General features: G+C 68.4%; 22 protein-coding genes. 12 read left to right on the top strand and 10 right to left on the bottom strand.

From position 1 onward, the window contains the following. The first annotated feature begins 18 nt into the window (after positions 1-18). Positions 19-597, top strand: coding sequence for a histidine phosphatase family protein (locus ACO6VK_RS02455; protein ID WP_422505298.1), 579 nt, complete (start codon positions 19-21; stop codon positions 595-597). Here the strand turns inward: ACO6VK_RS02455 and ACO6VK_RS02450 are convergent. Then, complete coding sequence (locus ACO6VK_RS02450; protein ID WP_422505297.1) at positions 594-929, bottom strand: TfoX/Sxy family protein; 336 nt, start codon at positions 927-929, stop codon at positions 594-596. The two genes, ACO6VK_RS02455 and ACO6VK_RS02450, sit on opposite strands and share 4 nt — an antisense overlap. Next, a complete protein-coding gene (locus ACO6VK_RS02445; RefSeq protein ID WP_153164936.1) occupies positions 926-1,408 on the bottom strand; it encodes a GAF domain-containing protein in 483 nt (160 codons plus the stop codon). The genes ACO6VK_RS02450 and ACO6VK_RS02445 overlap by 4 nt, the downstream gene beginning before the upstream one ends. 117 nt (positions 1,409-1,525) lie before the next feature. Here ACO6VK_RS02445 and bioD point away from each other — a divergent pair, with 117 nt between their 5' ends. Next, positions 1,526-2,209, top strand: coding sequence for a dethiobiotin synthase (gene bioD, locus ACO6VK_RS02440; protein WP_422505295.1), 684 nt, complete (start codon positions 1,526-1,528; stop codon positions 2,207-2,209). Here bioD and ACO6VK_RS02435 read toward each other — a convergent pair whose 3' ends face one another. The 4 genes from ACO6VK_RS02435 to msrB form a co-directional block, all read right to left on the bottom strand. Continuing rightward, positions 2,210-3,640, bottom strand: a complete 1,431-nt coding sequence (locus ACO6VK_RS02435; protein WP_422505293.1) for a PLP-dependent aminotransferase family protein — start codon at positions 3,638-3,640, stop codon at positions 2,210-2,212. Between the two features lie 177 nt (positions 3,641-3,817). Beyond that, positions 3,818-4,552: a peptide-methionine (S)-S-oxide reductase MsrA gene (msrA, locus tag ACO6VK_RS02430; protein WP_422505291.1), complete on the bottom strand. Its 735-nt coding sequence runs from the start codon at positions 4,550-4,552 to the stop codon at positions 3,818-3,820. Positions 4,553-4,567: 15 nt separating this feature from the next. After that, on the bottom strand, positions 4,568-6,343 hold the full coding sequence (locus ACO6VK_RS02425) for a cytochrome c biogenesis protein DipZ (protein WP_422505290.1): 1,776 nt from the start codon (positions 6,341-6,343) through the stop codon (positions 4,568-4,570). Between the two features lie 46 nt (positions 6,344-6,389). Beyond that, entirely contained in the window at positions 6,390-6,914 is a 525-nt protein-coding gene (gene msrB, locus ACO6VK_RS02420; RefSeq protein WP_422505288.1) for a peptide-methionine (R)-S-oxide reductase MsrB, read from the bottom strand. Positions 6,915-7,061: 147 nt separating this feature from the next. On the opposite strand from msrB, the gene ACO6VK_RS02415 reads away from it, so the two are divergent. Continuing rightward, complete coding sequence (locus ACO6VK_RS02415) at positions 7,062-7,784, top strand: response regulator transcription factor (RefSeq protein WP_422505316.1); 723 nt, start codon at positions 7,062-7,064, stop codon at positions 7,782-7,784. After that, on the top strand, positions 7,781-9,253 hold the full coding sequence (locus ACO6VK_RS02410) for a HAMP domain-containing sensor histidine kinase (RefSeq protein ID WP_422505286.1): 1,473 nt from the start codon (positions 7,781-7,783) through the stop codon (positions 9,251-9,253). The genes ACO6VK_RS02415 and ACO6VK_RS02410 overlap by 4 nt, the downstream gene beginning before the upstream one ends. Before the next feature lie 102 nt (positions 9,254-9,355). On the opposite strand, the gene ACO6VK_RS02405 is transcribed toward ACO6VK_RS02410, so the two are convergent. Both ACO6VK_RS02405 and queD read right to left on the bottom strand, forming a co-directional pair. Then, positions 9,356-9,703 (bottom strand): phasin family protein, encoded by a 348-nt coding sequence (locus ACO6VK_RS02405; protein WP_136003553.1) that lies wholly within the window; start codon positions 9,701-9,703, stop codon positions 9,356-9,358. A gap of 126 nt (positions 9,704-9,829) precedes the next feature. Continuing rightward, a complete protein-coding gene (gene queD, locus ACO6VK_RS02400) occupies positions 9,830-10,183 on the bottom strand; it encodes a 6-carboxytetrahydropterin synthase QueD (protein ID WP_422505285.1) in 354 nt (117 codons plus the stop codon). Between the two features lie 187 nt (positions 10,184-10,370). On the opposite strand from queD, the gene ACO6VK_RS02395 reads away from it, so the two are divergent. Together ACO6VK_RS02395 and ACO6VK_RS02390 are read left to right on the top strand one after the other, a co-directional pair. After that, the gene (locus ACO6VK_RS02395) at positions 10,371-13,055 is read left to right on the top strand and encodes a TonB-dependent receptor (protein ID WP_422505314.1); all 2,685 of its coding nucleotides are present in this window, start codon (positions 10,371-10,373) and stop codon (positions 13,053-13,055) included. Positions 13,056-13,115: 60 nt separating this feature from the next. Next, positions 13,116-15,698, top strand: coding sequence for a M14 family zinc carboxypeptidase (locus ACO6VK_RS02390; RefSeq protein WP_422505283.1), 2,583 nt, complete (start codon positions 13,116-13,118; stop codon positions 15,696-15,698). Positions 15,699-15,852: 154 nt separating this feature from the next. Here ACO6VK_RS02390 and ACO6VK_RS02385 read toward each other — a convergent pair whose 3' ends face one another. Then, a complete protein-coding gene (locus tag ACO6VK_RS02385; protein ID WP_411849787.1) occupies positions 15,853-17,238 on the bottom strand; it encodes a DEAD/DEAH box helicase in 1,386 nt (461 codons plus the stop codon). 561 nt (positions 17,239-17,799) lie between these two features. Here ACO6VK_RS02385 and ACO6VK_RS02380 point away from each other — a divergent pair. Beyond that, positions 17,800-18,789, top strand: a complete 990-nt coding sequence (locus tag ACO6VK_RS02380; protein ID WP_422505281.1) for a fumarylacetoacetate hydrolase family protein — start codon at positions 17,800-17,802, stop codon at positions 18,787-18,789. A 20-nt stretch (positions 18,790-18,809) separates the two neighbouring features. Further along, a complete protein-coding gene (gene maiA / locus ACO6VK_RS02375) occupies positions 18,810-19,466 on the top strand; it encodes a maleylacetoacetate isomerase (RefSeq protein WP_422505279.1) in 657 nt (218 codons plus the stop codon). A gap of 38 nt (positions 19,467-19,504) precedes the next feature. Here maiA and ACO6VK_RS02370 read toward each other — a convergent pair whose 3' ends face one another. Beyond that, entirely contained in the window at positions 19,505-20,635 is a 1,131-nt protein-coding gene (locus tag ACO6VK_RS02370; RefSeq protein WP_422505278.1) for a PilT/PilU family type 4a pilus ATPase, read from the bottom strand. Positions 20,636-20,734: 99 nt separating this feature from the next. On the opposite strand from ACO6VK_RS02370, the gene ACO6VK_RS02365 reads away from it, so the two are divergent. From ACO6VK_RS02365 to ACO6VK_RS02350, 4 genes are all read left to right on the top strand, one after another. Continuing rightward, positions 20,735-21,121, top strand: a complete 387-nt coding sequence (locus tag ACO6VK_RS02365) for a DUF4398 domain-containing protein (protein WP_422505276.1) — start codon at positions 20,735-20,737, stop codon at positions 21,119-21,121. Continuing rightward, on the top strand, positions 21,118-22,002 hold the full coding sequence (locus tag ACO6VK_RS02360) for a hypothetical protein (RefSeq protein WP_422505275.1): 885 nt from the start codon (positions 21,118-21,120) through the stop codon (positions 22,000-22,002). The genes ACO6VK_RS02365 and ACO6VK_RS02360 overlap by 4 nt, the downstream gene beginning before the upstream one ends. 344 nt (positions 22,003-22,346) lie before the next feature. After that, a complete protein-coding gene (locus tag ACO6VK_RS02355) occupies positions 22,347-22,565 on the top strand; it encodes a YdcH family protein (protein ID WP_017354721.1) in 219 nt (72 codons plus the stop codon). Between the two features lie 235 nt (positions 22,566-22,800). After that, on the top strand, positions 22,801-24,171 hold the full coding sequence (locus tag ACO6VK_RS02350; RefSeq protein WP_422505274.1) for a pyridoxal-phosphate dependent enzyme: 1,371 nt from the start codon (positions 22,801-22,803) through the stop codon (positions 24,169-24,171). The last annotated feature ends 92 nt before the right edge of the window (positions 24,172-24,263 follow it).

Genomic DNA, 24,263 nt, shown 5'->3' with positions numbered 1-24,263 from the left:
GGATACAGGGGGCGGTGCGTGATCCTCGACCTGATCCGCCACGCCAGCACCGGCCGCGATGACCACCTGGACGGTCGTACCGATCCTCCGCTCGATCCGGGCAGCACCGTGGCCCTGTGCGAGCGCTACGCATCGCTGTCCTGGCAGCGCGTGTTGAGCTCGCCGCGCACGCGTGCGATGGCTACCGCCGACGCACTGGCCGCGCCGCGTGCGCTGCAGGTGGAAGCGGACGAGGAGTGGGAAGAACTCGACTTCGGCGACTGGGACGGCGCGGCACTGGAGGCCTTGCCGATGGAGGCCGTGTCGGCCTTCCACTTGGACCCGCACGCCAATCCACCGCCGCATGGCGAAAGCTGGGGCCACTTCGAGCGCCGCATCGCGCGCGGCCTGCACCGCCTGCTGGATGATCCCGATCCGGTTCCCACCGTGATCGTCAGCCACGGCGGCCCGCTGCGGATGGTGCTGTCGCAGGTCTGCGGCCTGCCGCTGGCGATGTGCTGGGCACTGCGCATCGATCACGGCACGCGGCTGCAGCTGCGCGTGGAGCGCGACGAGGACCGCCTGTGGGGCGAGCTGCTGGAACTGCAGCAACCCTAGGTATCGTCCTCGTCATCCTGCTGCTCGGGCGTGCGGTCATAGACCGGCCCGGACGCCGGCGGCGCCTTCTTCAGCGGGTTGTCGGCAATGATCGCGTCGTAGGCGGCAACCAGTTCAATCCGGCGCGCCTCCGGCAGTTCCTGCCAATGGCAGTCCTGCAGCGCGCCTTCCAGCGAGTACAGCAGGTTGAGGCTGGGCTTGAAGCCGGCGCGCTTGACCTTCACGAACGCGCCCACCGCACCGGCGGCGATCAGATCCTCCGGCGTGCGCAGCCCGACCTGACGCAGCCAGGCTGCGCTTTTGGGGCCGATGTTGCGCAGCTTGGCGCTCATCCCAGCGCCTCGACGAACACCGCGGCGATCGCTTCCAGACCGGCCTGGTCCTCGGCGTCGAAGCGGGCCAGCGACGGGCTGTCCAGGTCGAACACGCCGATCAGCGTGTCACCCTTGACCAGCGGCACCACCAGCTCCGAGCGCGAGGCCGAATCGCAGGCGATGTGGCCGGGGAAGGCGTCCACGTCTTCGATCCGCTGCGTGCGTCGCTGCGAGGCGGCGGCACCGCAGACGCCCTTGTCCAGCGGGATGCGCACGCAGGCCGGCAGGCCCTGGAACGGCCCGACCACCAGCTCGGTGCCGTCGTAGAAGTAGAACCCGACCCAGTTCAGGTGCGGCAGCGCGTGGTAGACCAGCGCCGACAGGTTGGCCGCATTGGCGATCCGGTCGCGCTCGCCATGCACCAGGGCGCGCGCCTGGGCCAGCAGCTGGCCGTACTGTTCCGGCTTGCTGCCGGTGAGCGTGGAAGTATCGAACATGGCCGCAGTCTAGCAAGCAGGGCGGTCGCCTGCGCCGGGCCGGGTGCAACGCAGCGGTGCGCCGTCGCGCCAGGCGGCGGCAGGCCGATAATGGGCGCTTTCCTGCCGGAACCGTCCATGTCCCTGCCTGCCCCGTTGCCCACTGCCCTGTACGTCACCGGTACCGACACCGGGATCGGCAAGACCTTCAGCAGCTGCGTGCTGCTGCACGCGCTGCGCCAGCGTGGCCTGCGCGCGGTGGGCATGAAGCCGGTGGCCAGCGGCTGTACCCGCACCGACGCGGGCCTGCGCAACGAGGACGCGACCGCGCTGCTGGCGGCCAGCCATCCGGTGCCGGCCTATGACGATCTGAACCCGTTCGCGCTCGAGCAGCCGCTGGCACCGGAGATTGCCGCGGCCGAGGCCGGCGTCACGCTGTCGCTGGGCCCGATCGAGACGGCGTTCGCCCGCCTGCGCGCCAGCGCCGACACCGTGGTGGTGGAAGGAGTGGGGGGCTGGCTGGCACCGCTGTCGGGCATCCTCGACCAGGCCGACCTGGTGCATGCCCTGCAGCTGCCGGTGGTGATGGTGGTTGGCCTGCGGCTGGGCTGCCTCAACCACGCGCGCCTGACCGCCGCGGCGATCCAGGCCAGCGGGGCCACCTGCATCGGCTGGATCGCCAACGAGGTGGACCCGTCGATGGCGCGTCGCGACGAGAACATGGCGCTGCTGCGTGCGCGCCTGCCGATGCCGTGCTGGGGCCGCCTGCCGTACGCCCCCGGCGCCGATCCGGCCACGTTGGCCGGGCGGTTGGCCGTCTAGCTAGCCGCGCGCGGTCGCCTGCAGGGTGTGGGCGATCCGGCCGAGCGTGGCGATCGCGCCGACGTAGCGCTCATCCAGCTCCTGGCAGCACGACAGGCGCAGGCAGTGGCGGTAGCGCGCACCGCGCGAATACACCTGGCCGGGCATGAACACCACGCCCTCGGCCAGCGCCAGGTCGAACAGCGTCCCGGCCTCGATGTCGACGGGCAGCTCCACCCACAGCAGAAAACCGCCGGTCGGCTGGGTGGCGCGGGTGCCGGGGGGGAAATGCTGCGCGATCAGGCTGCGCACGCGGCCGACCTGCTCGGCGTACAGCCGCCGCAGTCTCCGCAGGTGGTGCTCGTAACTGCCCGCTTCCAGGAACGCGGCCACCGCCTCGCCGAGCAGGCGCGATTCGGCGCCGGTGGACTGGAACTTGAGCAGCTGGATGTCCGCAGCGAAGCGACCGCCGTCCAGCCAGCCGATCCGGTAATCCGGTGCCAGCGTCTTGGAGAAACTGCTGCACACCATCACCCAGCCGTCGTCGTCGAAGGATTTGAGCAGCGGCGCGAGCGGTTCCTGGTACTGCAGCTCGGCGTATACCGCATCCTCGATCAGCGGGATGCGGAACTGATTGACCAGCGCGGCCAGCCGCTGCTTGGCCGCGACCGGCATGGTGCAGCCCAGCGGGTTGTGCACGCTCGGCATCGCCACGATCGCGGCCAGCGCGCGGTGCTGCAGCTGTGCCTCCACCGCGTCCACGTCAAGGCCGTGGCGCGGATCGGTGGGCAGTTCGATCGCCTTCAGTCCCAGGCTGCCCAGCAACGGGTACAGATTGAAGTACGAGGGGGCTTCGATACCGACGGCATCGCCCGGTCGCGTCACCGCGCGCAATGCCAGCTGCAGTGCTTCCATCGCGCCGTGGGTCAGCACCAGCCGCTCCACACTGGTGTGCAGCCCCAGCCGTGGGCCGCGCCGCACGATCTGCTCCAGCAGCCGCCGCGCCGCATTCGGGCGCGCATAGGTTTCGACCATGTCCGCCGAGCGCCGCAGCACCTGCGCGGTGCTGCGCGCCAGCTTCGCACCGGGATAGAAGCGCCGGCCGCGCGGGCCGGCAAAGGCCAGATCGACGACGCCGGGCTGCTGCTGGGCGGCCAGTACACGCGCCATCATCACCTGCTGCGCCGGGGCGGTCGCCAGCGACGGCGCCTGGCGCAGCGAGCGGGTGGGCTCGGGCAGACGCGGGCTGACCACGAAACCGGCCTTTGGCCGTGGCATCACCAGCCCCGCATCCTCCAGTTGGCGGTACGCGGCGATCACGGTGTTGAGGCTGAGCTTGCGCTGCGCGGCCAGGCCGCGCAGCGAGGGCAGGCGCGCACCGGCGGGCAAGCGACCGCTGTGGATCGCATCGGCCATTTCATCGGCCAGGGACTGGTAGAGGTTGGCTGACATGCGGGCTCATCCACGGGAATCTGTATCCATGCGGATGCCTGCAATCTGGCGCTGTATCCGCTGGTCCGCGCAGCCTAGCATGGCCTGGCCAGCCCGGCGGAGCCCACCCGCCGCGCATCCCGGACTTCCCTCGCGCACGGCGGTGCGGTGTTTCGCCGTGCGCTTTTTTCCGTTCCGTCAGCGCGCCGACAGCGTCGACACCAGGCGCGGGGTGTCGCGGTAGAGCGCCGGGTACTGGCGCTTCAGCGCCTCCACCTTGGGCAGGTCGTTGATGCGGATGTACAGCGACTCCGGGTGCAGGGTGAGGTAGTTCTGGTGGTAGTCCTCGGCCGCGAAGAAACGCTTGCCGCCGTCGACCTGGGTCACCACCGGCGCGGCCCACACCTTGGCGCGCTCCAGCTGGGCGATGTAGGCACGGGTCGCATCGCGCTGCGCGGTGTCGTCGATGTAGATCGCCGAGCGGTACTGGGTGCCCTGGTCGGGGCCCTGCCGGTTGAGCTGGGTGGGATCGTGCGCCACCGAGAAGAACACCTGCATCAGCTGCGCATAGCTCACCTGGCTCGGATCGTAGGTGACCTGCACCGCCTCGGCATGGCCGGTGGTGCCGGTGCCCACGCGCGTGTAGCTGGCCGTGCCGGCGTTGCCGCCGATGTAGCCGGACACCGCGTTGTTGACGCCCTTGATGTGCTGGAACACCCCCTGCACCCCCCAGAAGCAGCCGCCGGCGAACACCACCTGCGCACGCCTGCTGCCCGGTTGCGCAACGTTGGCGGGCCCGCTGGGCGCCGGCACGCTGACCATCGCGGCCGCCGCATGCGCGGGACGATCCAGGCTGAGCACGGCGGTCACGGTCAACGCTGCAATGACACCGGCAATCCCGCCGGCCACCAGCTTGTCGATACTGAGTTTCATCGAAGGCCTCCCGGCTCAACCGAAGGTGAAGGCGTAGGCATGAACACCCGGATCGAGGAACTCGATCTCGAAGGTGCGTTCACGCACATCGCCGGATTGGCGGATCAACTGGTACAGACGGTGCTCGCCGACCTGGCCGCTGCCATCGGCGGATACGTCGCCGCCGGCGGCCGCGCCCGGCGGCTGGCCATCCAGGCGCACGCGGTAGCGCACCGGCTTGCCGTCCTGCGCCGGGGCCAGCACCAGGTGCAGGTCGCGCGCGTGGAAGCGGAACGCGATGCGGCCACCGGCCTGCGCCAGCTGTGCGTCCTCGTCGCCTACCGTCCAGCGGCCGCCCAGCGCCCACTGGTTGAGCGCCAGCGTGGCCGGTACCTGGTAGTCGGCCTGGCGGTCGGGCTGCTGGCCGCCCGGGGAGGCGAAGTTCTCGGCGCGCGCGTGGCCGAGGTAGGTTTCCGGCGACTTGAGGTTGCGCATGTCGGCCTGGCGCTCCACGCCCTCGCGTGCTGCGGCGGCCATCGCCATTGCCGGCGCGGGTTCGCCGGGCAGGGTGTTGCCGGCCTCGCGCAGCAGTTGGCGGATGATCTGCTCGGACTGCGCATAGTTGCCTTCGCCGAAGTGGTGCGCGCGGATGCGGCCCTGGGCATCGATGAAGTAGTGCGCCGGCCAGTAGCGGTTGTTGAAGCCGCGCCAGATCGCAAAATCGTTGTCGATCGCCACCGGATAGGTGACCTGCAGATCCTTGACCGCGCGCTGCACGTTGCCGAGGTTGCGCTCGAAGGCGAACTCCGGCGCGTGCACGCCGATCACCACCAGCCCGTGGTCGCGGTAGCGCTCGGCCCATTCGCGCACGTAGGGCAGGGCGCGCAGGCAGTTGATGCAGGAGTAGGTCCAGAAATCGACCAGCACCACCTTGCCGCGCAGCGCCGGCCCATCCAGTGGCGGGCTGTTGAGCCAGCCGGTGGCGCCGGCGAGCGAGGGCAGGGGGCCTTCAACCGGCAGCTCGCCGCCGGGCCCCGCATCGGCGGCCCGCATCATCATCGCGCCGCCGGGCGCCGGCGACTGCCCAGGCAGTGCATCCAGCAGCCCCTGCTCCAGCCGCGCGGTACTGACCGTGGACAGGCGCGTCAGCACGCCGGTATCCCAGCCCATCGCGATGGCCACCACCGCCAGCAGCGCGGCAATGCCCAGTCCGCGGCGCACCCATTCGCCCACGCCCAGGCGTTGCTTGAGGGCGGCGAACACGCGCCCGCCGATCCAGATCGCCAGCGCCAGCGAGGTGGCCGCGCCGAGCGCATAGGCCAGCAGCAGGCCGCTGGTGCCCACACTGGCACCCTGCAACGCCGCACCGGTCAGGATCAGGCCCAGGATCGGGCCGGCGCACGGCGCCCACAGCAGGCCGGTGGCCACGCCGATCAGCAGCGAGGTGCCCACCCCGCCGCGCCCGGCATCGCTGGCCGCATCGGCCGACGCACTCAGGCGCGCACCCAGGCGCTGGAACGGCGACAGCAGCCGGTTGGCCAGCGTCGGCCACAGCAGCGCCACGGCAAACACCGCCATCACCACCAGCGCGATCCAGCGGCCCACCTGGTTGGCCTGGGCCACCCACTGGCTGCCGACCGCCGCCAGGCTGGCGACCACCGCGAACATCAGCGCCATGCCCACCAGCAGCGGCAGGCCGCTGCGCAGGAACGGCCGGTCCGAGCGCGCGAACACGAACGGCAGCACGGGCAGGATGCAGGGGCTGAGGATGGTCAGCACGCCACCCAGGTAGGCCAGCACAAGCAGGAGCATCGGAAGGTCCTTTCAGAGAGGGGGAATGCCGGGCAGCGGCCGGGTGTCAGGTGCTGGTGTCGGCGGCGCGCGGCACGAACTGCATCGCCACGCCGTTCATGCAGTAGCGCAGGCCGGTGGGGCGCGGGCCGTCATCGAAGACGTGGCCGAGGTGACCACCGCAGCGGCGGCAATGGGCTTCCACGCGCACCATGCCGAAAGTGGTGTCGCGATCCTCGCCCACCGCGTCGTGCAGCGGCGCCCAGAAGCTCGGCCAGCCGGTGCCGCTGTCGAACTTGGTGGAGGAAGAGAACAACGGCAGCGCGCAGCCGGCGCAGGTGAAGGTGCCGCGCCGGTGCTCCTTGTTGAGCGGGCTGCTGAAGGGGCGTTCGGTACTCTGCCGGCGCAGCACCGCGTACTGCGCCGGGCTGAGTTGGGCCTGCCATTGCGCGTCCGTGCGCATCACCTCGAACTGGCGCACCGGTGCAGCGGGGGCGGCGGGTGCGGGGCCGCTGCAGGCGGTCAGGCCGAACAGGCCGGCGGCAGCGGCCATGCCGCCCATGCCGAGCACATTGCGACGGGTGTAGCGCATGGCCGATCTCCGGGGAGGGATACGATGCGGCCATGCTGCGCCCGGCCCGGTCAACGAATCCTCACGCAGGGTTAAATTTTCCGTGACACATTCAGGTGCGGATCGGCCGACAATGCGGCCATGTCCCTTGCCGATCGCCCCGTGCCGATGAGCAGCGCCAAGCGTGTCCTGATCGTCGAAGACGATGTCCACATCGCCACCCTGCTGCGCATGCACCTGCGCGACGAGGGCTATGACGTCACCCATGCCGCCACCGGCGATGAGGGGCTGGCCCTGCTCGAAGGGCAGCCGTGGAGCGCGCTGGTGCTGGACCTGATGCTGCCGGGCGTGGATGGCCTGGAAATCTGCAAGCGCGCGCGTGCGATGGCGCGCTATACCCCGATCATCATCACCAGCGCGCGCGCCAGCGAAGTGCATCGCATCCTCGGGCTGGAGCTGGGGGCGGACGACTACCTGGCCAAACCGTTCTCGATGCTGGAGCTGGTGGCGCGGGTCAAGGCGCTGCTGCGTCGGGTGGAAGCGATGGCGCTGAACGCCCGCATCGATGCCGGCGAGCTGGACGTGGCCGGCATCCGCATCGATCCGGTCGCGCGCACCGCGCAGCTGGAGGGCCGGGCGCTGGAGCTGACGCCGCGTGAGTTCGACCTGCTGTATTTCTTCGCCCGGCACCCGGGCCAGGTGTATTCGCGCATGGACCTGCTCAACCAGGTCTGGGGATACCAGCACGACGGCTACGAACACACCGTCAACACGCATATCAACCGCCTGCGCAACAAGATCGAACGCGACCCGGCGACCCCGCAGCGCATCCAGACGGTGTGGGGGCGCGGCTACAAACTTGTCGATGGCAGCGAGGGTGCGCCGGCATGATCCGCCTGACCCTGTCCCAGCGGCTGTCGGTGGTGTTCTGCGCGCTGCTGCTGGTGTGCTGCGCGGCGCTGGTGATGATCCAGATGCGCAGCACCGCGGTGCACGAGCAGGAAACCGTGCAGCGGCTGTCGCGCGGCTTGGCCGAGCACATCGCGCGCAGCGGCGAGCTGATGGATGCGCGTGGCATGCGCGGCGGCGAAGTGCGTGCGCTGTTCGGCAAGTTGATGGCGGTCAATCCGAGCGTGGAGGTGTATCTGCTCGACGATCAGGGCCGCATCCTCGGCCACGACGCGCCGGACGGCCACCTCAAGCGCAGCCGCGTGGATCTGGCGCCGGTGCGCGCCCTGCTGCGCGACGATCCCCTGCCGATCCTCGGCGACGACCCGCGCAGCGCGACCGGGCGCAAGGTATTCAACGCGGCGCCGCTGTGGGTGCAGGGGCGCCAGGCCGGCTACATCTACGTGGTGCTGGTCGGCGAGCAGCGCGAGGCGCTGGCCGCCAACATCGCCGCCAATGCCACGCTGCGCACCACACTGTGGTCGCTGGCGATCGTGGCCCTGGTCGGCCTGCTGGCCGGCGTGGTGGCCTTCCGCTGGGTTACCCGGCCGCTGCGCCAGTTGACCCGGCGCATCCAGGCGTTCGACGTCGACGGCGCCGCCCCCGGCACGGTGCCGCCGCCCACACCGCTGCGCCCGGGCGAGCGCGACGAACTGGCGATCCTCCAGCACAGCTTCGGGCACATGGCCCACCGGCTGGGCGAGCAATGGCAGCAGCTGCGCCAGCAGGATCTGCAGCGGCGCGAGCTGGTCGCCAACATCTCCCACGACCTGCGCACGCCGCTGTCGTCGCTGCACGGTTACCTGGAAACGCTGGCGCTCAAGGACGCCACGCTCGGCGCCGACGAGCGCCAGCGCTACCTCGGCATCGCGCTGGCGCAGAGCCGCAAGGTCGGCGCGCTGGCCCAGGCCCTGTTCGAGCTGGCGCGGCTCGAGCACGGCGGGGTCACGCTGGATCGACAGGCGTTCTCGCTGCCGGATCTGCTGCAGGACGTGTTCCAGAAATTCGAGCTGTCCGCGCAGGCCCGCCGGCAGACCCTGACCGCCGACCTGCCGCCCGGGCTGCCGGCGGTGGTGGGCGACCTGGGCCTGATCGAGCGGGTGCTGACCAACCTGCTCGACAACGCGATCCGCCACACCCCCGAGGGCGGTCGCATCGAGGTGGTGCTGCGGGCCCAGGAGGGCGAGGTGCGGGTCAGCATCGCCGACACCGGCCCGGGCATTCCCGTCGAGCGCCGCCACACGCTGTTCACCACGCCGCCGGCGCTGGGCAGTGCGCGCCCGGACAGTGGCGGGCTGGGTCTGTTGATCGTGCACCGCATCCTGCAGCTGCATCAGCGCGACATCCACCTGCTGGACAGCCGCGAAGGCGCGTTGTTCGCCTTCACCCTGCCGGCGGCGCCGGCGCGCTGAGCTGCGGGCAGGCAACAAAAAAAGACCCGACAGAGGGAGGGTTCTGTCGGGTCTGGGATTGCGTGGGGGGAGGGACCCACGCAAATTCGATGTCGATGTGGTTCAGCGGCGGCCGGTACCGGCGGCGCCTGCGAACGGTTGCCGCGCCAGCTCGCCGAACGCCTCGGAGGCCTTCAGCCCCAGGCCAACCACTTCCTGGTGGGCGCTGGCCCAGCGCGCGAGGTTGTCGCGGGCCAGTTGTGCGCCCTTGGGCAACAGCGTGCCCGGTTCCTGTGACTGCACGATTTCACCGAAGAACCCGCTGGTGGCGGTGATGTTCTTCTCCAGCGTCTTCAACTGCACGCCGAACATGCTTTCGGCATTTTCCAGCGCGAGCCGGTTGGCACGCGTGGCCGTGGCGGCCAGCTGGCGGGTGTAGTCGCTGAAGGAATCGGTGAACGCGGACGTCATGGCAGGACGGCTCGAGAACGTTGATGCAATGCAGCATACGCCGAATTTATTGCGATGCAACAAATTCCTGCCCGTTCTGGTCCGGTTTCATGAAAACCGTTTTCAGATCAATGGGTTGATTGCGGATCAGCCGCGGTAGCGGCAGCCCGAGGTGCAGGTTTCGTGCACGGTCACTTCGCTCAGCTGCGGCAGCGCCGGCTTCAGCTCGTCCCAGATCCAGATCGCCAGCCGTTCGCTGGTCGGGTTGTCCAGGCCGGGAATGTCGTTGAGGTAGTGGTGGTCCAGGCGGTCGTAGATCGGCTGGAACGCGGCTTTGACGTCACCGAAATCCATGATCCAGCCAGTGTGTTCGCCCGGCTCGCCTTCGACCTTCAGCTCCACACGGAAGGAGTGGCCGTGCAGGCGCGCGCACTTGTGGCCCGGCGGCACGTTGGGGAGGCGGTGCGCGGCCTCGAGGGTGAAGACTTTGAAGATTTCCATCCGCCCATTGTACTGGCCTCGTCGCCCGGCGGTGGGGGCGCGATGCCCGTCGCGCTCACAAAAACATTTCCATCCGGATGAAGAGATGTTAGTTTCTCTTATATCCGTATGAAGAGATGTTATTGGCTGCTGCCCGGCCAGGCATGGACTACTGCGGAACTTGTCGTCCACCACCCCACTGAAGTTCATGCCCAAGCACACTCTTCTTGTAGCGGCCCTTTCCGCTGCACTGGCCACGCCTTTGCCTGCGCTGGCCGTTTCCTCCGCCAATACCGCCTCCGCCAATACCGCCACTGCCGATACCGCCACTGCCGATGCCGCCGGCGAGAGCAAGACCCTCGCCGCGGTGCGGGTCACCGGCTCCAACATCAAGCGGACCGACACTGAAAGCGCTAACCCGGTGCAGGTGATCGACCGCCAGCAGTTGGAGGAGACCGGCAAGGCCACCGTCGCCGACCTGCTGCGCTCGATCTCGGCCAACACCGGCAACGCCACCAACGAAACCACCAACAACGGCTGGGCCTCCGGCTCGGCCGGTATCGGTCTGCGTGGGTTGTCGCAGAAGAACACGCTGGTGCTGCTCAACGGCCGCCGCCTGGCCAACTATGGTTTCCCGTCAGGCGGTCTGTCGGACACCTTCGTCAACCTCAACGCGCTGCCGCTGGTCGCGGTGGAACGCATTGAAGTGCTCAAGGACGGCGCCTCGGCGGTGTACGGCTCCGATGCGGTGGCCGGTGTGGTCAACATCATCACCCGGCAGAACTTCCAGGGCGCCGAACTCGGTGGCAGCCTCGGCACCGCCGACCAGGGCGGGCTGGACGAGCAGAACCTGAAGTTCATCGGCGGCATCGGTGATCTGGACACGGATGGCTACAACATCCTGGTCAGCCTGGAAGGCTACAACCGCGAGCGCCTGGACCAGGACCAGCGCGACCTGACGAAGTCCGGCATCTATACCGACAAGCCCGGCGGCCGCTGGAACGGCTGGTCGGCCAAGGGGGCGCGCTACCTGATCAACGGCGCCTCGGTGCCGATGCTCGATGCCAACGGCAACTGCCCCGACGGCACCACGCTGGTCGCCAGCGCGCCGATCGACGGCCTGGCCGGCAACACCTGCGGGTTCAACCAGGCCCCCTACACCACGCTGATTCCGTCGACCAAGCGCTACCAGGCCTACGTCAACGGCACCTTCCGCGTGAACGACAGCGTCGAAGCCTTCGGCGAAGTGCTCTACAGCGACATCAAGGGCGTCTCCTGGTTCGGCAGCAGCCCGTTCTTCACGCTGGAAAGCGGCCGTTTCGCGCTCAACGCCGATACCGGGCTGGCCGAGCCGGTGTCGTCCAATCTGCCGGCCAGCAGCCCGTACAACCCGTACGGCCGTGCGGTGCCGATCGAATACACCTTCTTCAACCTCGGGCCGACCATCAAGACCAACCGCTCGCAGGCGTATCGCGGCCTGGTCGGGCTGCGCGGCAGCCTGCAGAACTGGGACTGGGAAGTGGGCGCCTTCGGCGCGCGCAGCAGCGAGCGCGAAACCGTCTCCGGCGGCTTTGCCAACCGCTATGCGCTGGCTGCCGCGCTGGCCGATGGCAGCTACAACCTGCTCAACCCGGGGGCGACCGACCCGGCGGTGCTCAACGCGATCAACATCAGCACGCTGCGCCCGGCCGAATCGGTGCTGCAGGGCGTGGATGCGAAGATCTCCGGTGCGCTCGGCCATACCTGGGCCGGCGAGATCGGCTTCGCCGCCGGTGCCGAGTGGCGCCGCGAGAAGCTCGACTCCAACAACCCGTGGCAGATCGATGCCGGCCTGCAGATCCGCCCGGCCATCGCCGAAGTCCACGGCGAGCGCAAGGTCACCGCGGCCTATGCCGAGGTCAACGTGCCGCTGGCCGAACGACTGGAACTGCAGGCCGCCGCGCGTGCCGACCACTACAGCGATTTCGGCGATGCGTTCTCGCCCAAGCTGAGCCTGCGCTGGCAGCCGTGGGACATCCTGCTGGTGCGTGCCGCCGCCTCCAAGGGCTTCCGTGCGCCGTCGCTGTCGGAGAATTCCAACAGCACCAGCATCGCCTACGGCAGCGTGATCGACCCGCGTGATCCGGATGTGCCCGGCTCGCGCCAGAACCCGACCTTCTTCACCGTCGGCAACAACGACCTCAAGCCCGAGCGCACCAAGAGCTTCAACGCCGGCATCGTGCTGTCGCCGTGGTCCAACACCAGCCTGAGCGTGGACTACTACCGCATCGAGCTGGAGAACCTGGTCGGCACCAACAACACCCAGACCCTGGTGACCGACAACGTGCCCGGTGCGGTCCTGCGCGATGAGCGCGGCAAGCTGCTGGCGGTGTACAACCGCTACCAGAACCTGAGCGAGCTGAAGACCTCCGGTTTCGACGTGGAACTGCGCCAGCGCTTCCCGACCGAACGCGCCGGCGACTTCGGACTCAGCAGCGCCTTCACCCACGTGCGCAACTACAGCCGCCCCACCGTGGTCGGTGGGCCGCTGGTGGATTACGCCGGCAGCAACCTGGGCGCGACGCTGCCCAAGAACAAGGCCACCACCACCCTGGACTGGTCCTATGCCGACTTCCGCACCGCGCTGACCTGGTACTACACCAGCGGCTATGACCAGAAGGCCAGTGCCGCGGCCACCGCCGTGCAGGACCGTGTGGATGCCTACAGCCAGTTCGATCTGTACCTGGCCTACACCGGGCTGGAGAAGCTGACGCTGTACGCCAAGATCCAGAACCTGACCGACGAGGCGCCGCCGTACGACGCCTCGTTCCCGGGCATCCGCGCGCCGTACGACTTCAGTCAGTACGACCTGCGCGGCCGCTACTTCACGGTCGGCTTCGACTACCGCTTCTAACCACGTCCGTCACCATCGGGGCCGGCATGCACGCCGGCCCCCGCTTCATGGGGAACCGCTGTGTCTTTGCATCGTGTTGTGTCACGTCCCATCGCCTGGCTGGTGGGATCGCTGTGGTTGCTGGCCGCGCCAGCCTTCGCGCAGAGCGCGTACTTCTTTCCGCAGGGCGGTGATTTCGATCCGTCCATTCCCACCCCGCAGCAGTTCCTCGGCTACGAGATCGGCAGCCGCTACACCCGCCACGACCAGCTGGTGGCCTATTTCGACGAACTGGCCCGGCATTCGGACAAGATCAAGGTCGAGCGCATCGGCAGCAGCTACGAAGGCCGTCCGCTGCTGATCGCCACGGTCACCTCGGCGCAGAACCAGCAGCAGCTGGAGACCCTTCGCCGCCAGCACGTCACCTTGGCCGATCCGGCACAGCCACTGTCGGCGGCCGGCAACAGCCCGGTGGTGGTCTGGCTGGGTTACAGCGTGCACGGCAATGAAACCTCCAGCGGCGAGGCGGCGCTGCTGACCGCCTACTACCTGGTGGCCAACCGCAGTGCCGACACCGCCCAGTGGCTGGATCGGGCGGTGGTGCTGTTCGATCCCGCGCAGAATCCCGACGGCCGCGACCGCGCGGCCAGCTGGCACAACGCCTACGCCTCGTCGCCGGCATCGGCCGATCCTGCCGACAAGGAACACGTCGAACCGTTCCCGCAGGGGCGCACCAACCACTACTTCACCGACCTCAACCGCGACTGGCTGGCGCTGACCCAGCAGGACACGCGGCCGAAGATCGCCTACTTCCATCGCTGGTATCCCAACGTCCAGATCGACTTCCACGAGATGGGCAAGGACAGCACCTACTACTTCGAGCCGTCGCCGGCGAGCATGCACAGCCCGCTTATCCCGGCGGCCTCGTATGCGTTCAACAAGACCCTGGCCAGGTACCACGCCCAGGCACTGGATGCCTTGGGGTCGCTGTACTACACCGGCGAAAACTTCGACAACTTCTCGCCGGTGTACGGCTCCACCTACCCGGACTTCCACGGCGCGGTCGGGGTGACGGTCGAGCAGGCCAGCTCGCGCGGGCGCGTGCAGGAGTCGGTCAACGGCCTGTTGACGTTCCCGTTCACCATCCGCAACCAGGTGGCCACCGGCCTCGGCACCGTGCGCGGTGCGGTGACCGAACGCGAGGGGCTGCTGGCGCTGCAGAAAGACTTCTTCCAGTCCGCACTGAAGCAGGCGGGCCAGCAGCCGGTGAAGGCATTCGTGTTCGGCGACGCGCATGATCCGGGCCTGACCGCCAGGCTGCTCGACCTGCTGCTGCAGCACCAGATCACCGTGCAGCCGCTGACCGCAGCGGTGACCGTGGACGGCCAGCGTTTCGTGCCCGGCAGTGCGTACGTGGTGCCGACCGCACAGCCCCAGTTCCGCCTGGTGCATTCGATCTTCGCCGACACACCGCCGATCAAGGGCGACGTGTTCTATGGCAGCACCTCCTACGCCATTGCCCCGGCCTACGGCGTCGCCTTCGCCGGCAGCCGCAGCCGCCTCGATGGGGGGCCGCGCATCACGGCGGTCGCACCGGCGCAGGGCGGTGTGAGCGGCGGCCAGGCCGGCTTCGCCTATGTGCTGGACTGGCGCGATTACAACGCCAGCCAGGCGCTGTACGCGCTGCAGGCACGCGGCCTGAAAACCCGCGCCGCCTTCCAGCCATTCACGGCGGCCACCGCCGACGGCGAGCAGTCGTTCGCGCGCGGCAGCGTGGTGATTCCGGTGGCCGGCCAGCCGTTGGCCGGTGGGGAACTGCTGGCCGCGGTCGAGCAGGTCGCCCGCGACAGCGGGGTGCGTCTGTACGCGGTGGCCAGTGGCCAGAGCCGCAGTGGCATCGACCTGGGCAGCGACAGCGTGAAGTCGCTGCGCACACCGGCCGTGGCGCTGGTGATGGGCGAGGGCGTCAGCGCCACCGAGATCGGGTCGGCGTGGTTCCTGCTCGACCAGCAGGTGCGGTTGCCGGCCAGCAAGCTGGACCCGGCCCAGCTGGGCAAGGTCACGCTGGATCGCTACACCACGATCGTGCTCGCCGGCGGCACCTATGCCGGTGTCGACGCGGCTGCGGTGGCGGCGCTGAAGCGCTGGATCAACGCCGGCGGATCGCTGGTCACCTACGGCAGCGCCGCGCGCTGGGCAATCGAGCAGAAGCTCGCCGACGAAGTGCTGGGCGAAGAAGAAGCGCAACCGGATGCCTCGCGCCGGGCGTTCGGCGACCAGCGCGACATCGCCGCGATCGAGCGGGTGAGTGGCAACATCCTCAGTGCCGATGTGGACACCAGCCACCCGCTGGGCTTCGGCGTGCCGCGCACGCAGCTGTCGGTCAACAAGGAGAACGGCATCAGCTTCAAGCCGAGCCGCAATCCCTTCTCCACCGTGGTCCGCATCGACGCCAAGCCGCGCGTCAACGGCTATCTGTCCGAGACCAACCGCACTCGCGTGGCGGGCTCGGCATGGCTGCTGGTGTCGCCGCAGGGGCAGGGCAACGTGGTGCTGTTCGCCGACGATCCGGCGCACCGCAAGTACTGGCACGGCACCGAGCGGCTGCTGTTGAACGCGATCTTCTTCGGCAACCAGCTCAACCCCGCCAGGCAACGCGGGTAGAGCCGGGCTCTGCCCGGCTGCTCTCCATGCCGGTCCGGGACATGCGCGACAGCCGACCAACGGTCGGCTCTACCGGGGGCGCCAGACGGCCGCGCAATGAAAAAGGGCGACGCAATGCGTCGCCCTTTTTCTGTCTCGGCGATCCGCGAACGGATCAGCCGGCGCGGCTGCCGCCACCCGGACCGCGGCCACCACCGCCACGGCGCTGGCCCTGCGGCTGGCCGCCACGCGGCGCACCGCGACCGGCGCCATCACGCTGGCCGCCACCGGCCTTCTTCGGGCCGGCATGGGCGTGGCGCGGGGCCTCGCTGTGCGGACGACGCGCGTGCTTGCGCGGCGAACGGTCGCCACCGGGCTGCTCGGCCTTGCCCGGCGCGCTGTTGCCCCAGCGGATCGGGGTCTGCGGCTCGAAGCCCGGCACATCACGGATGTCCATGTCCTTGTCCAGCAGGCGCACGATCTGGCGCAGCAGCTTGGCCTCGTCCTGGGCCACCAGCGAGATCGCCTGGCCGGTCGAGCCGTTGCGGCCGGTACGGCCGATGCGGTGCACGTAGTCTTCGGCCACCATCGGCAGGTCGTAGTTGATGACCTTCGGCAGTTCGTTGATGTCGATACCGCGCGCGGCGATGTCGGTGGCCACCAGCACGGTCACGCGGCCGGCCTTGAAGTCGCCGAGGGCGCGCAGACGCTGGCCCTGGCTCTTGTTGCCGTGGATCGCCGCGGTCTTGATGCCGGACTTCTCCAGGAACGTGGCCAGCTTGTCGCAGCCGTGCTTGGTACGGCCGAACACCAGGGTCTGCTCACGGCTGTCCTGGGCCAGCAGGTGCAGCAGCAGCTCGCGCTTGCGCGCGCCATCGACCGGGTGCACGCGGTGGGTGATGGTTTCGGCGACGGTGTTCTTCGGCGTGACCTGGATCTGTTCCGGGTCGCGCATGAACTCCAGCGCCAGCTGCTTGATGCTTTCCTCGAAGGTGGCCGAGAACAGCAGGGTCTGGCGGTTCTGGCGCGGCAGCTTGGCCAGAATCTTCTTGATCGACGGCAGGAAGCCCATGTCGAGCATGCGGTCGGCTTCGTCCAGCACCAGCACTTCGATCCCGGACAGGTCGACGCTGCGACGCTCCAGGTGGTCGATCAGGCGGCCCGGGCAGGCCACCAGCAGGTCCACGCCACGGCGCAGCACGTCGAACTGGTTGCCCATGCCGACGCCGCCGTAGATGCAGGCGCTCGGGATGCGCAGGTACTTGCTGTAGCCGCGCAGGCTGTCATGCACCTGGGTGGCCAGCTCGCGGGTCGGGGCCAGCACCAGCGCACGCGGCTTGCGCGGGCCGTTGACGGCCTGCGGGTTGGTGGCCAGGTGCTGCAGCAGCGGCAGGCCGAAGGCAGCGGTCTTGCCGGTGCCGGTCTGGGCGCCGGCCAGCAGGTCGCGGCCGTCCAGGGCCAGCGGGATGGCCTGTTCCTGGATCGGGGTAGGGGTGTCGTAACCCTGCTCGGCCAAGGCACGCAGCAGGAAGGGCGCAAGGCCCAGCGATTCAAAAGACATCGGGTGGAAGCTCCAAAAACGAAGTAACGCCAGGCCGATTGGCCGGACGTGAGGCAGATCGTTGAGATCGGCTGACTCGGAGCGTTCCCGTAAACCGCGCTGCGAGAATTGGGTGCAGCCGGCGCGGTGCGCAGACTGGAATGCATGACGAATGGCGTCGGAGTGGGGGCGGGCGACGGATCGTTGATCCATATCGCCGGCGATCCCGAAGGGAAACGGACGGCCGCTGCAGACCCGCATAGTCTAACGGATGTTTGAGATCCATACCAAATCAGCCTGTTCAGTTATGTGCAGCGACCCCACGGGCCGGCGAGCGCTGCACCGCCTGCCTATCGCCGGGTCGAGGCGCATGGCCGGTCCGTGCCGCTGCGCCGGGCATTCCTGAACGGGCCGCCCCGCAGCGTCGGCAGCCACCAACGTCTCAAAGCGCTTGCCACGCCGGCTCGGCCCGCACCACAGGGTTGGTATCGTTTATGGTGGTTTTCTGTCGCAACGCAGCTTGGCTGTGCCGCGCATTTGATTACACTTGAAACCTATTTTCGCGATCCCGGATACCCACCCATGAAGCTTGGTTCTTTGAAGGAAGGCGGCCGCGACGGCACCCTGATCGTCGTCTCGCGCGACCTCGCCCACGGCGTGCGCGCCACCGGCATCGCCGGCACGCTGCAGCAGGCCCTGGAAGACTGGAGCCACGTGGCGCCGCGCCTGAACGCGCTGTATGAATCGCTCAACGACGGCAGCGCCGACGGCGTGTTCGACATCGACCTGCAGGCGCTGGCCGCGCCGTTGCCGCGTTCCTATGAATTTGTCGATGGCAGCGCCTACCTGCCGCACGTGGCACGGGTGCGCCGCGCCCGCGGTGCCGAAGTGCCGGAGAGCTTCTACACCGATCCGCTGATGTACCAGGCCACCAGCGCCGGCTTCTACGGCCCGCGCGATGCGGTCAAGGTGGTCAGCGAGGAGTACGGCATCGACCTGGAAGCGGAGATCGTGGTGATCACCGACGACGTGCCGATGGCGGTCACCCCGGAGCAGGCCGCCGGCCATATCCAGCTGGTGGGCCTGGTCAACGACGTCTCGCTGCGCAACCTGATCCCGGGCGAACTGGCCAAGGGCTTCGGCTTCCTGCAGTCCAAGCCGCGCTCGGCGCTGTCGCCGGTGTTCGTCACCCCCGACGAGCTGGGCGATGCCTGGCAGGACAGCAAGGTGCACCTGCCGCTGGTGACGCATATCAATGGGGCCTGGTTCGGCGCGCCGGAAGCCGGGGTGGACATGCAGTTCAACTTCGCCCAGCTGGTGGCCCATGCCGCCAAGACCCGCCCGCTCGGCGCTGGCGCGATCGTCGGCTCGGGCACCATCGCCAACGAGGACACCAGCAAGGGTGCCTCGTGCTTCGCCGAGCAGCGCACCGTGGAAACCCTGCGCGACGGCAAGCCGAGCACGCCGTTCATGTCCTTCGGCGACGTGGTCCGGATCGAGATGTTCGACGCGGCCGGCGAGAGCATCTTCGGTGCGATCGAGCAGCGCATCGAACAGGCAGCCAAGCCCTGAACGCACGTTACGGAGCGCACATGGACCGGATCGAGCTGTACAGCTACTGGCGCTCCAGCGCAGCCTACCGCGTGCGCATCGGCCTGAACCTGAAGGGCCTGCCGCACCAGATCACCCCGGTGCATCTGGTCCGTGACGGCGGCCAGCAGCACACCGCCGCCTATGCCGCGCTCAATCCGCAGGAGCTGGTGCCGACCCTGCGGCATGGCGAACGCGTGCTGCAGCAGTCGATGGCGATCCTGGAATACCTCGACGAGGTGTTCCCGGACCCGGCGCTGCTGCCCGACGACGCCGAAGGGCGCGCACGCGTGCGGGCGCTGGCCCAGCTGGTGGCCTGCGACATCCACCCGCTCAACAACCTGCGGGTGATGCAGTTCTTCAGCGATACCTGGAACGTGCCGCAGCCCGAACGCGACGACTGGACCCGGCACTGGATCCGGGTGGGGTTCGACGCGATGGAGCGGATGCTGGTCGAATCGGTCGATACCGGCCGGTTCTGCCACGGCGACATACCGACCCTGGCCGACTGCTGTCTGGTGCCGCAGATGTACAACGCGCGCCGCTTCAAGCTGGACCTGGAGCCGTACCCGACCCTGGTCCGCATCGATGCAGCCTGCCTGGCCCTGCCGGCGTTCGGCGCGGCCAAGCCGGAAAGCCAGGCCGACGCATCGGCCTGACGGTGGGCGTACCGACCGTTGGTCGGTACGCCGCCGGCTCAGAACCCGTGGGTAATCGCGGCCGGGGTGGCGGCCGAATAGTCGGCGTAGGGGTCGTGCTCGCCGCTGCCGCCTTCGGACAGGCGGAATTTCAGCGCCAGGCCATCGCGTGAGTCGGCCGCGCGCAGCGCCTCTTCCTGCTCGATGATCCCCGACTTGGCCATCCGGAACAGGCACTGGTCGAAGCTCTCCATGCCTTCTTCCAGCGAGGCTTCCATCGCGGCCTTGATCTCGTGCACCTGGCCGCGGCGCAGCAGGTCGCGGATCATCGGGGTGTTGATCAGCACCTCGGTGGCCGGCAGGCGGCGCCCGTCCTTGCCTTTGACCAGGCGCTGGGAGACCACCGCGCGCAGGTTCAGCGAGAGGTTCATCAGCACGTTGCGGTGCGCGCTCTCGGGGAAGAAGTTGAGGATGCGCTCGATGGTCTGGTCGGCGTTGTTGGAGTGCAGGGTGGCCAGGCACAGGTGCCCGGTCTCGGCGAAGGCGATCGCCGCCTCCATCGTCTCGGCATCCAGGATTTCGCCGATCAGGATCACATCCGGCGCCTCGCGCATCGCGTTCTTCAGCGCGTTGTGGAAGGCGTGGGTGTCCAGGCCGACCTCGCGCTGGTTGACGATGGACATCTTGTGCTTGTGCAGGTACTCGATCGGGTCCTCGATGGTGAGGATGTGCCCGGTCGTGGTGCTGTTGCGGTGATCGATCATCGAGGCCAGCGAGGTCGATTTGCCCGAGCCGGTCGAGCCGACCACCAGCACCAGGCCGCGCGGCGTCATGATGACGTCCTTCAGCACCTGCGGGAGGTTGAGCTCCTCGATGCTGGGGATCTTGCTGCGGATGGCACGGATCACCATGCCCACTTCGCCGCGCTGCTTGAACACGTTCACGCGGAAGCGCCCCGCGTCCGGCAGGGCGATGGCCATGTTCAGCTCAAGCTCGCGCTCGAACTGCGGCACCTGGCCTTCATCCATCAGCGAGTAGGCGATTTTCTTGACCATGCCGGGCGGCAGGCCGGTGTTCCCCAGCGGGTACAGCTTGCCCTCGATCTTGATGTACACCGGGGCTCCGGTGGTCAAGAACATGTCCGAAGCGTTCTTTTCGGTCATCAGCTTCAGGAAGTAGCCGATATCCATGCGCAATGTTTCCCCAACAAATCAGCGGCGTACCGTTGCAAGCACGCCGCAGGCTTCCGACAATGGCCGCGCACAGACAACCCGGCGACGGCACCCCCAATGAAAACTAGCTTCGCACAAATACGACACCCTCTGTATGTGATGGTGTGCGCATTAGCGCTTTCCGGCACCGCCACGGCGCAGGAAGCGGCCCTGGAGCTGGCGCAGGCCCGTCAGGCCGTGGACAAGGCCACCCAGGCCGATGCCGACCAGTACGCACCGGACCTGATCGCCGTGGCGCGCCAAGGGCTGGAACAGGCCCAGCGCGCCGCCGGCGATCGCCACGAGCGCAAGAACGCCCCGGCGCTGGCGCTGCGGGCCACGGTCGATGCCGACCTGGCCCGGGCCCGCAGCGAAGAAGCCACCGCCACCGCGCAGCTGCAGCTGCGGCGCAACGAGGTGGCCCAGTTGCAGCGCCAGCTCGCCACTGGAGAAGACCGCCCGTGAAGCACACCCGCATCCTGTTGCTGGCCCTGAGCCTGTCGCTGCCGCTCGTGGCCGTGGCCGCCGACGACCCGGCCGTGGCCCAGCTCACCCAGCGCCTGCTGACCATCCAGGCCAATCCCGACACGGCCGAACTGGCCGCCTTCCAGCGCCTGCAGGCCCAGCAGGCCGTGGCCGACCTGGCCAAGGCCAAGCGCCGCGACGTGGACCAGGCCCGTTACCTGGCCGACCGGCGGGTGGAGATCGCCGAGTCCAGCGTGCGCGCGGCCCTGGCCCAGCGTGAAGTGGACCGCCTGGAGCGCACCCGCAGCGAACTGCTGATCGAGGCCAGTCGCCGCGACGCCGTGCGCGCCCGCCAGGAGGCCGAGCGCCTGCGCGTGCAGGCCCAGATCCAGGCCGAGGAAAGCGAACGCCTGCGGGTCGCCGCCGAGACCGAGGCGCTGGCCCGGCAGGATGCCGAGACCGCGCTGACCAGCGTGGCCGGCAAGCAGACCGCACGCCTCAGCGCCGCCCAGCAGAACGCGGCCAAGCTGGCCCGGGAAGAGGCCGAACTGGTGTCCGGCCAGAAGCTGCCCGGCTCGAAGTTCGATACCCGCGGGGAGGTGTTCACCTTCAACGGCGATGCCTTCGCTGCCGGCAAGGGCACCTTGTCGGGCGGGGCCAAGGGGCAGGCCAAGGCCCTGGCCGAGTACCTGAACATCGGCAAGAAGGGGCGGGTGCGGATCGAGGCCTACGATGCGGCGGCCGGGGTCGGTCAGCAGCGCGCGGACGCCCTGCGCGACGCCCTGGTGGCAGCCGGGGTCAGCGCCAGCCGCCTGCAGGCCAGTGGCAAGAAGGCCGCCGCCACCAAGGCCCGGTCGGCCGAGGTGATCATCGCGCCCTGATGCCGATCCGGCATATGCAGCTCGTTGTTTTCGTTGATTTTTCGTTGTCCTGTGCGTTCAGGCTGAACCCCGCCTAGGTGGGGTCGAAAATATCCTCGGAAACGCTTGAACCGCCCCTCAAGCAAGCGTAGGGTCAATTGTCCGGGGCGCCTCCGCGGCCCGGACGATTGGAGGGCCGGTAATGCGCCAGCGTCACGAACCACAGCCGTTTGTCGCCCCGCATGGGTGGGGTGCAGGTCGTGGTGAGGGCGCACGCAGCGCCGCGTGCTCCGCCCCCAAAGCAACGCCCCGTGCCGCAAGGCCGGGGCGTTCTTGTTTCAGCAAGACGCGATAGGAGGTTCATCATGTTTGAAGGTCAGCCCCAGAGTGAGATCGATGCACGTCGCAAGCGTGATCCGGAATTCAAGGCGCTCTACGAACGGCACCAGAAGTTGAACAAGAAGTGCATGGATGCCGAGCTGGGCGTACTTCCGATAGACCACCTCACCCTGGGCCAGATGAAGCGTGAGAAGCTGCTGACCAAGCAGAAGCTGGAACGGATGTACGACTCCCCCACGCATTGACGCTTTTCGGATGCCGGCCCAGGGCCGGCATCCGGCACCCACCGCCGCGGGCGGTACCTGTCACCTCGTCGACGGATGCCGTCCGCGTCGCTTTCCACCCTGTTGGCCGTGCCCCCCGGCCGGTGGCGAAGCGTGGGTGGATCGGCGCTTATGGCGCCCGGTAACCTGACATTCGTCGCCAACCGTCGGATAATCACCGGTCCGGCCGCCCTGCGGCGCGAATCGATGTGACCCGATGGCAATCCACTCCTCCGTACTCGACCTCATTGGCCAGACCCCGATCGTCAAGGCCCAGCGCCTGGATACCGGCGTCTGCGAGCTGTACCTGAAGCTCGAGAGCGCCAATCCCGGAGGATCGATCAAGGACCGCATCGGCCTGTCGATGATCGAGGCGGCCGAGCAGCGCGGGGATCTCAAGCCCGGCGCGACGCTGGTGGAAGGCACCGCCGGCAATACCGGCCTGGGCCTGGCCCTGGTGGCGCAGCAGAAGGGCTACAAGCTGATCCTGGTCGTGCCGGACAAAATGTCCCGCGAGAAGATCTTCAACCTGAAGGCGATGGGCGCCGAAGTGCGCCTGACCCGCTCGGACGTGGCCAAGGGTCACCCCGAGTACTACCAGGACATGGCCAAGCGCGTGGCCGAAGAAACCCCGGGCGCCTACTTCATCAACCAGTTCGGCAACCCGGACAACCCGGCCGCGCATGAGTTCGGCACCGGTCCTGAGATCCTGGAGCAGATGGGCGGGGACCTGGACGCGATCGTGTTCGGCTGCGGCAGCTCGGGCACCATGACCGGCCTGTCGCGTGCCTTTGCCACGCTGTCGCCGAAGACCGAGCTGGTGCTGGCCGATCCGGTCGGCTCGATCCTGGCCGAGTACATCAATGATGGCGTGCTCAACGACAAGTCGGGCAGCTGGCTGGTGGAAGGCATCGGTGAGGACTTCCTGCCCTCCATCGCCGATTTCAGCCGCGTCACCACGGCCTATGCGATCAGCGACGCCGAGAGCTTCCATACCGCGCGCGAGCTGCTGGGCAAGGAAGGCATCCTCGGTGGCTCCTCCACCGGCACCCTGCTGGCGGCCGCGCTGAAGTACTGCAAGGCGCAGACCACCCCGAAGAAGGTGCTGGTCCTGGTCTGCGACACCGGCAACAAGTACCTGTCCAAGATGTACAACGACTACTGGATGCTGGACAACGGCTTCCTGGAGCGCCCGCAGCACGGCGACCTGCGCGACCTGATCCTGCGCCCGTACGGCCAGCGCGACACCGTGGTGATCGGCCCCAACGACCTGCTCACCACCGCCTACCAGCGCATGAAGCTGTACGACGTGTCCCAGCTGCCGGTGATGGACGGCGACCAGCTGGTCGGCATCGTCGACGAAAGCGACGTGCTGCTGCATGTGTACGGCGATGAAGCGCGCTTCCGCGACCCGGTCTCCACCGCGATGGTCAGCAAGCTGGACCGGCTGGACGTGAAGTCCCCGATCGAGGCCCTGCTGCCGGTGTTCGACCGCGGCCAGGTGGCCATCGTGATGGACGGCGCCAGCTTCCTGGGCCTGATCACCCGCATCGACCTGCTGAACTACCTGCGCCGGCGCGTTCAGTAACCGCTGCCGGCCCCCGCGCCCCGCTCTGAACTCCCGTTTATCCGCGTCAATGGCTGATTAAGCCGCCGCTGATAGACTTCCGCTCCTTTTGC

The organism is Stenotrophomonas sp. GZD-301, assembly GCF_049310345.1.
Lineage (GTDB): Bacteria > Pseudomonadota > Gammaproteobacteria > Xanthomonadales > Xanthomonadaceae > Stenotrophomonas.
This window is presented reverse-complemented; position numbering and strand designations above follow the sequence as displayed.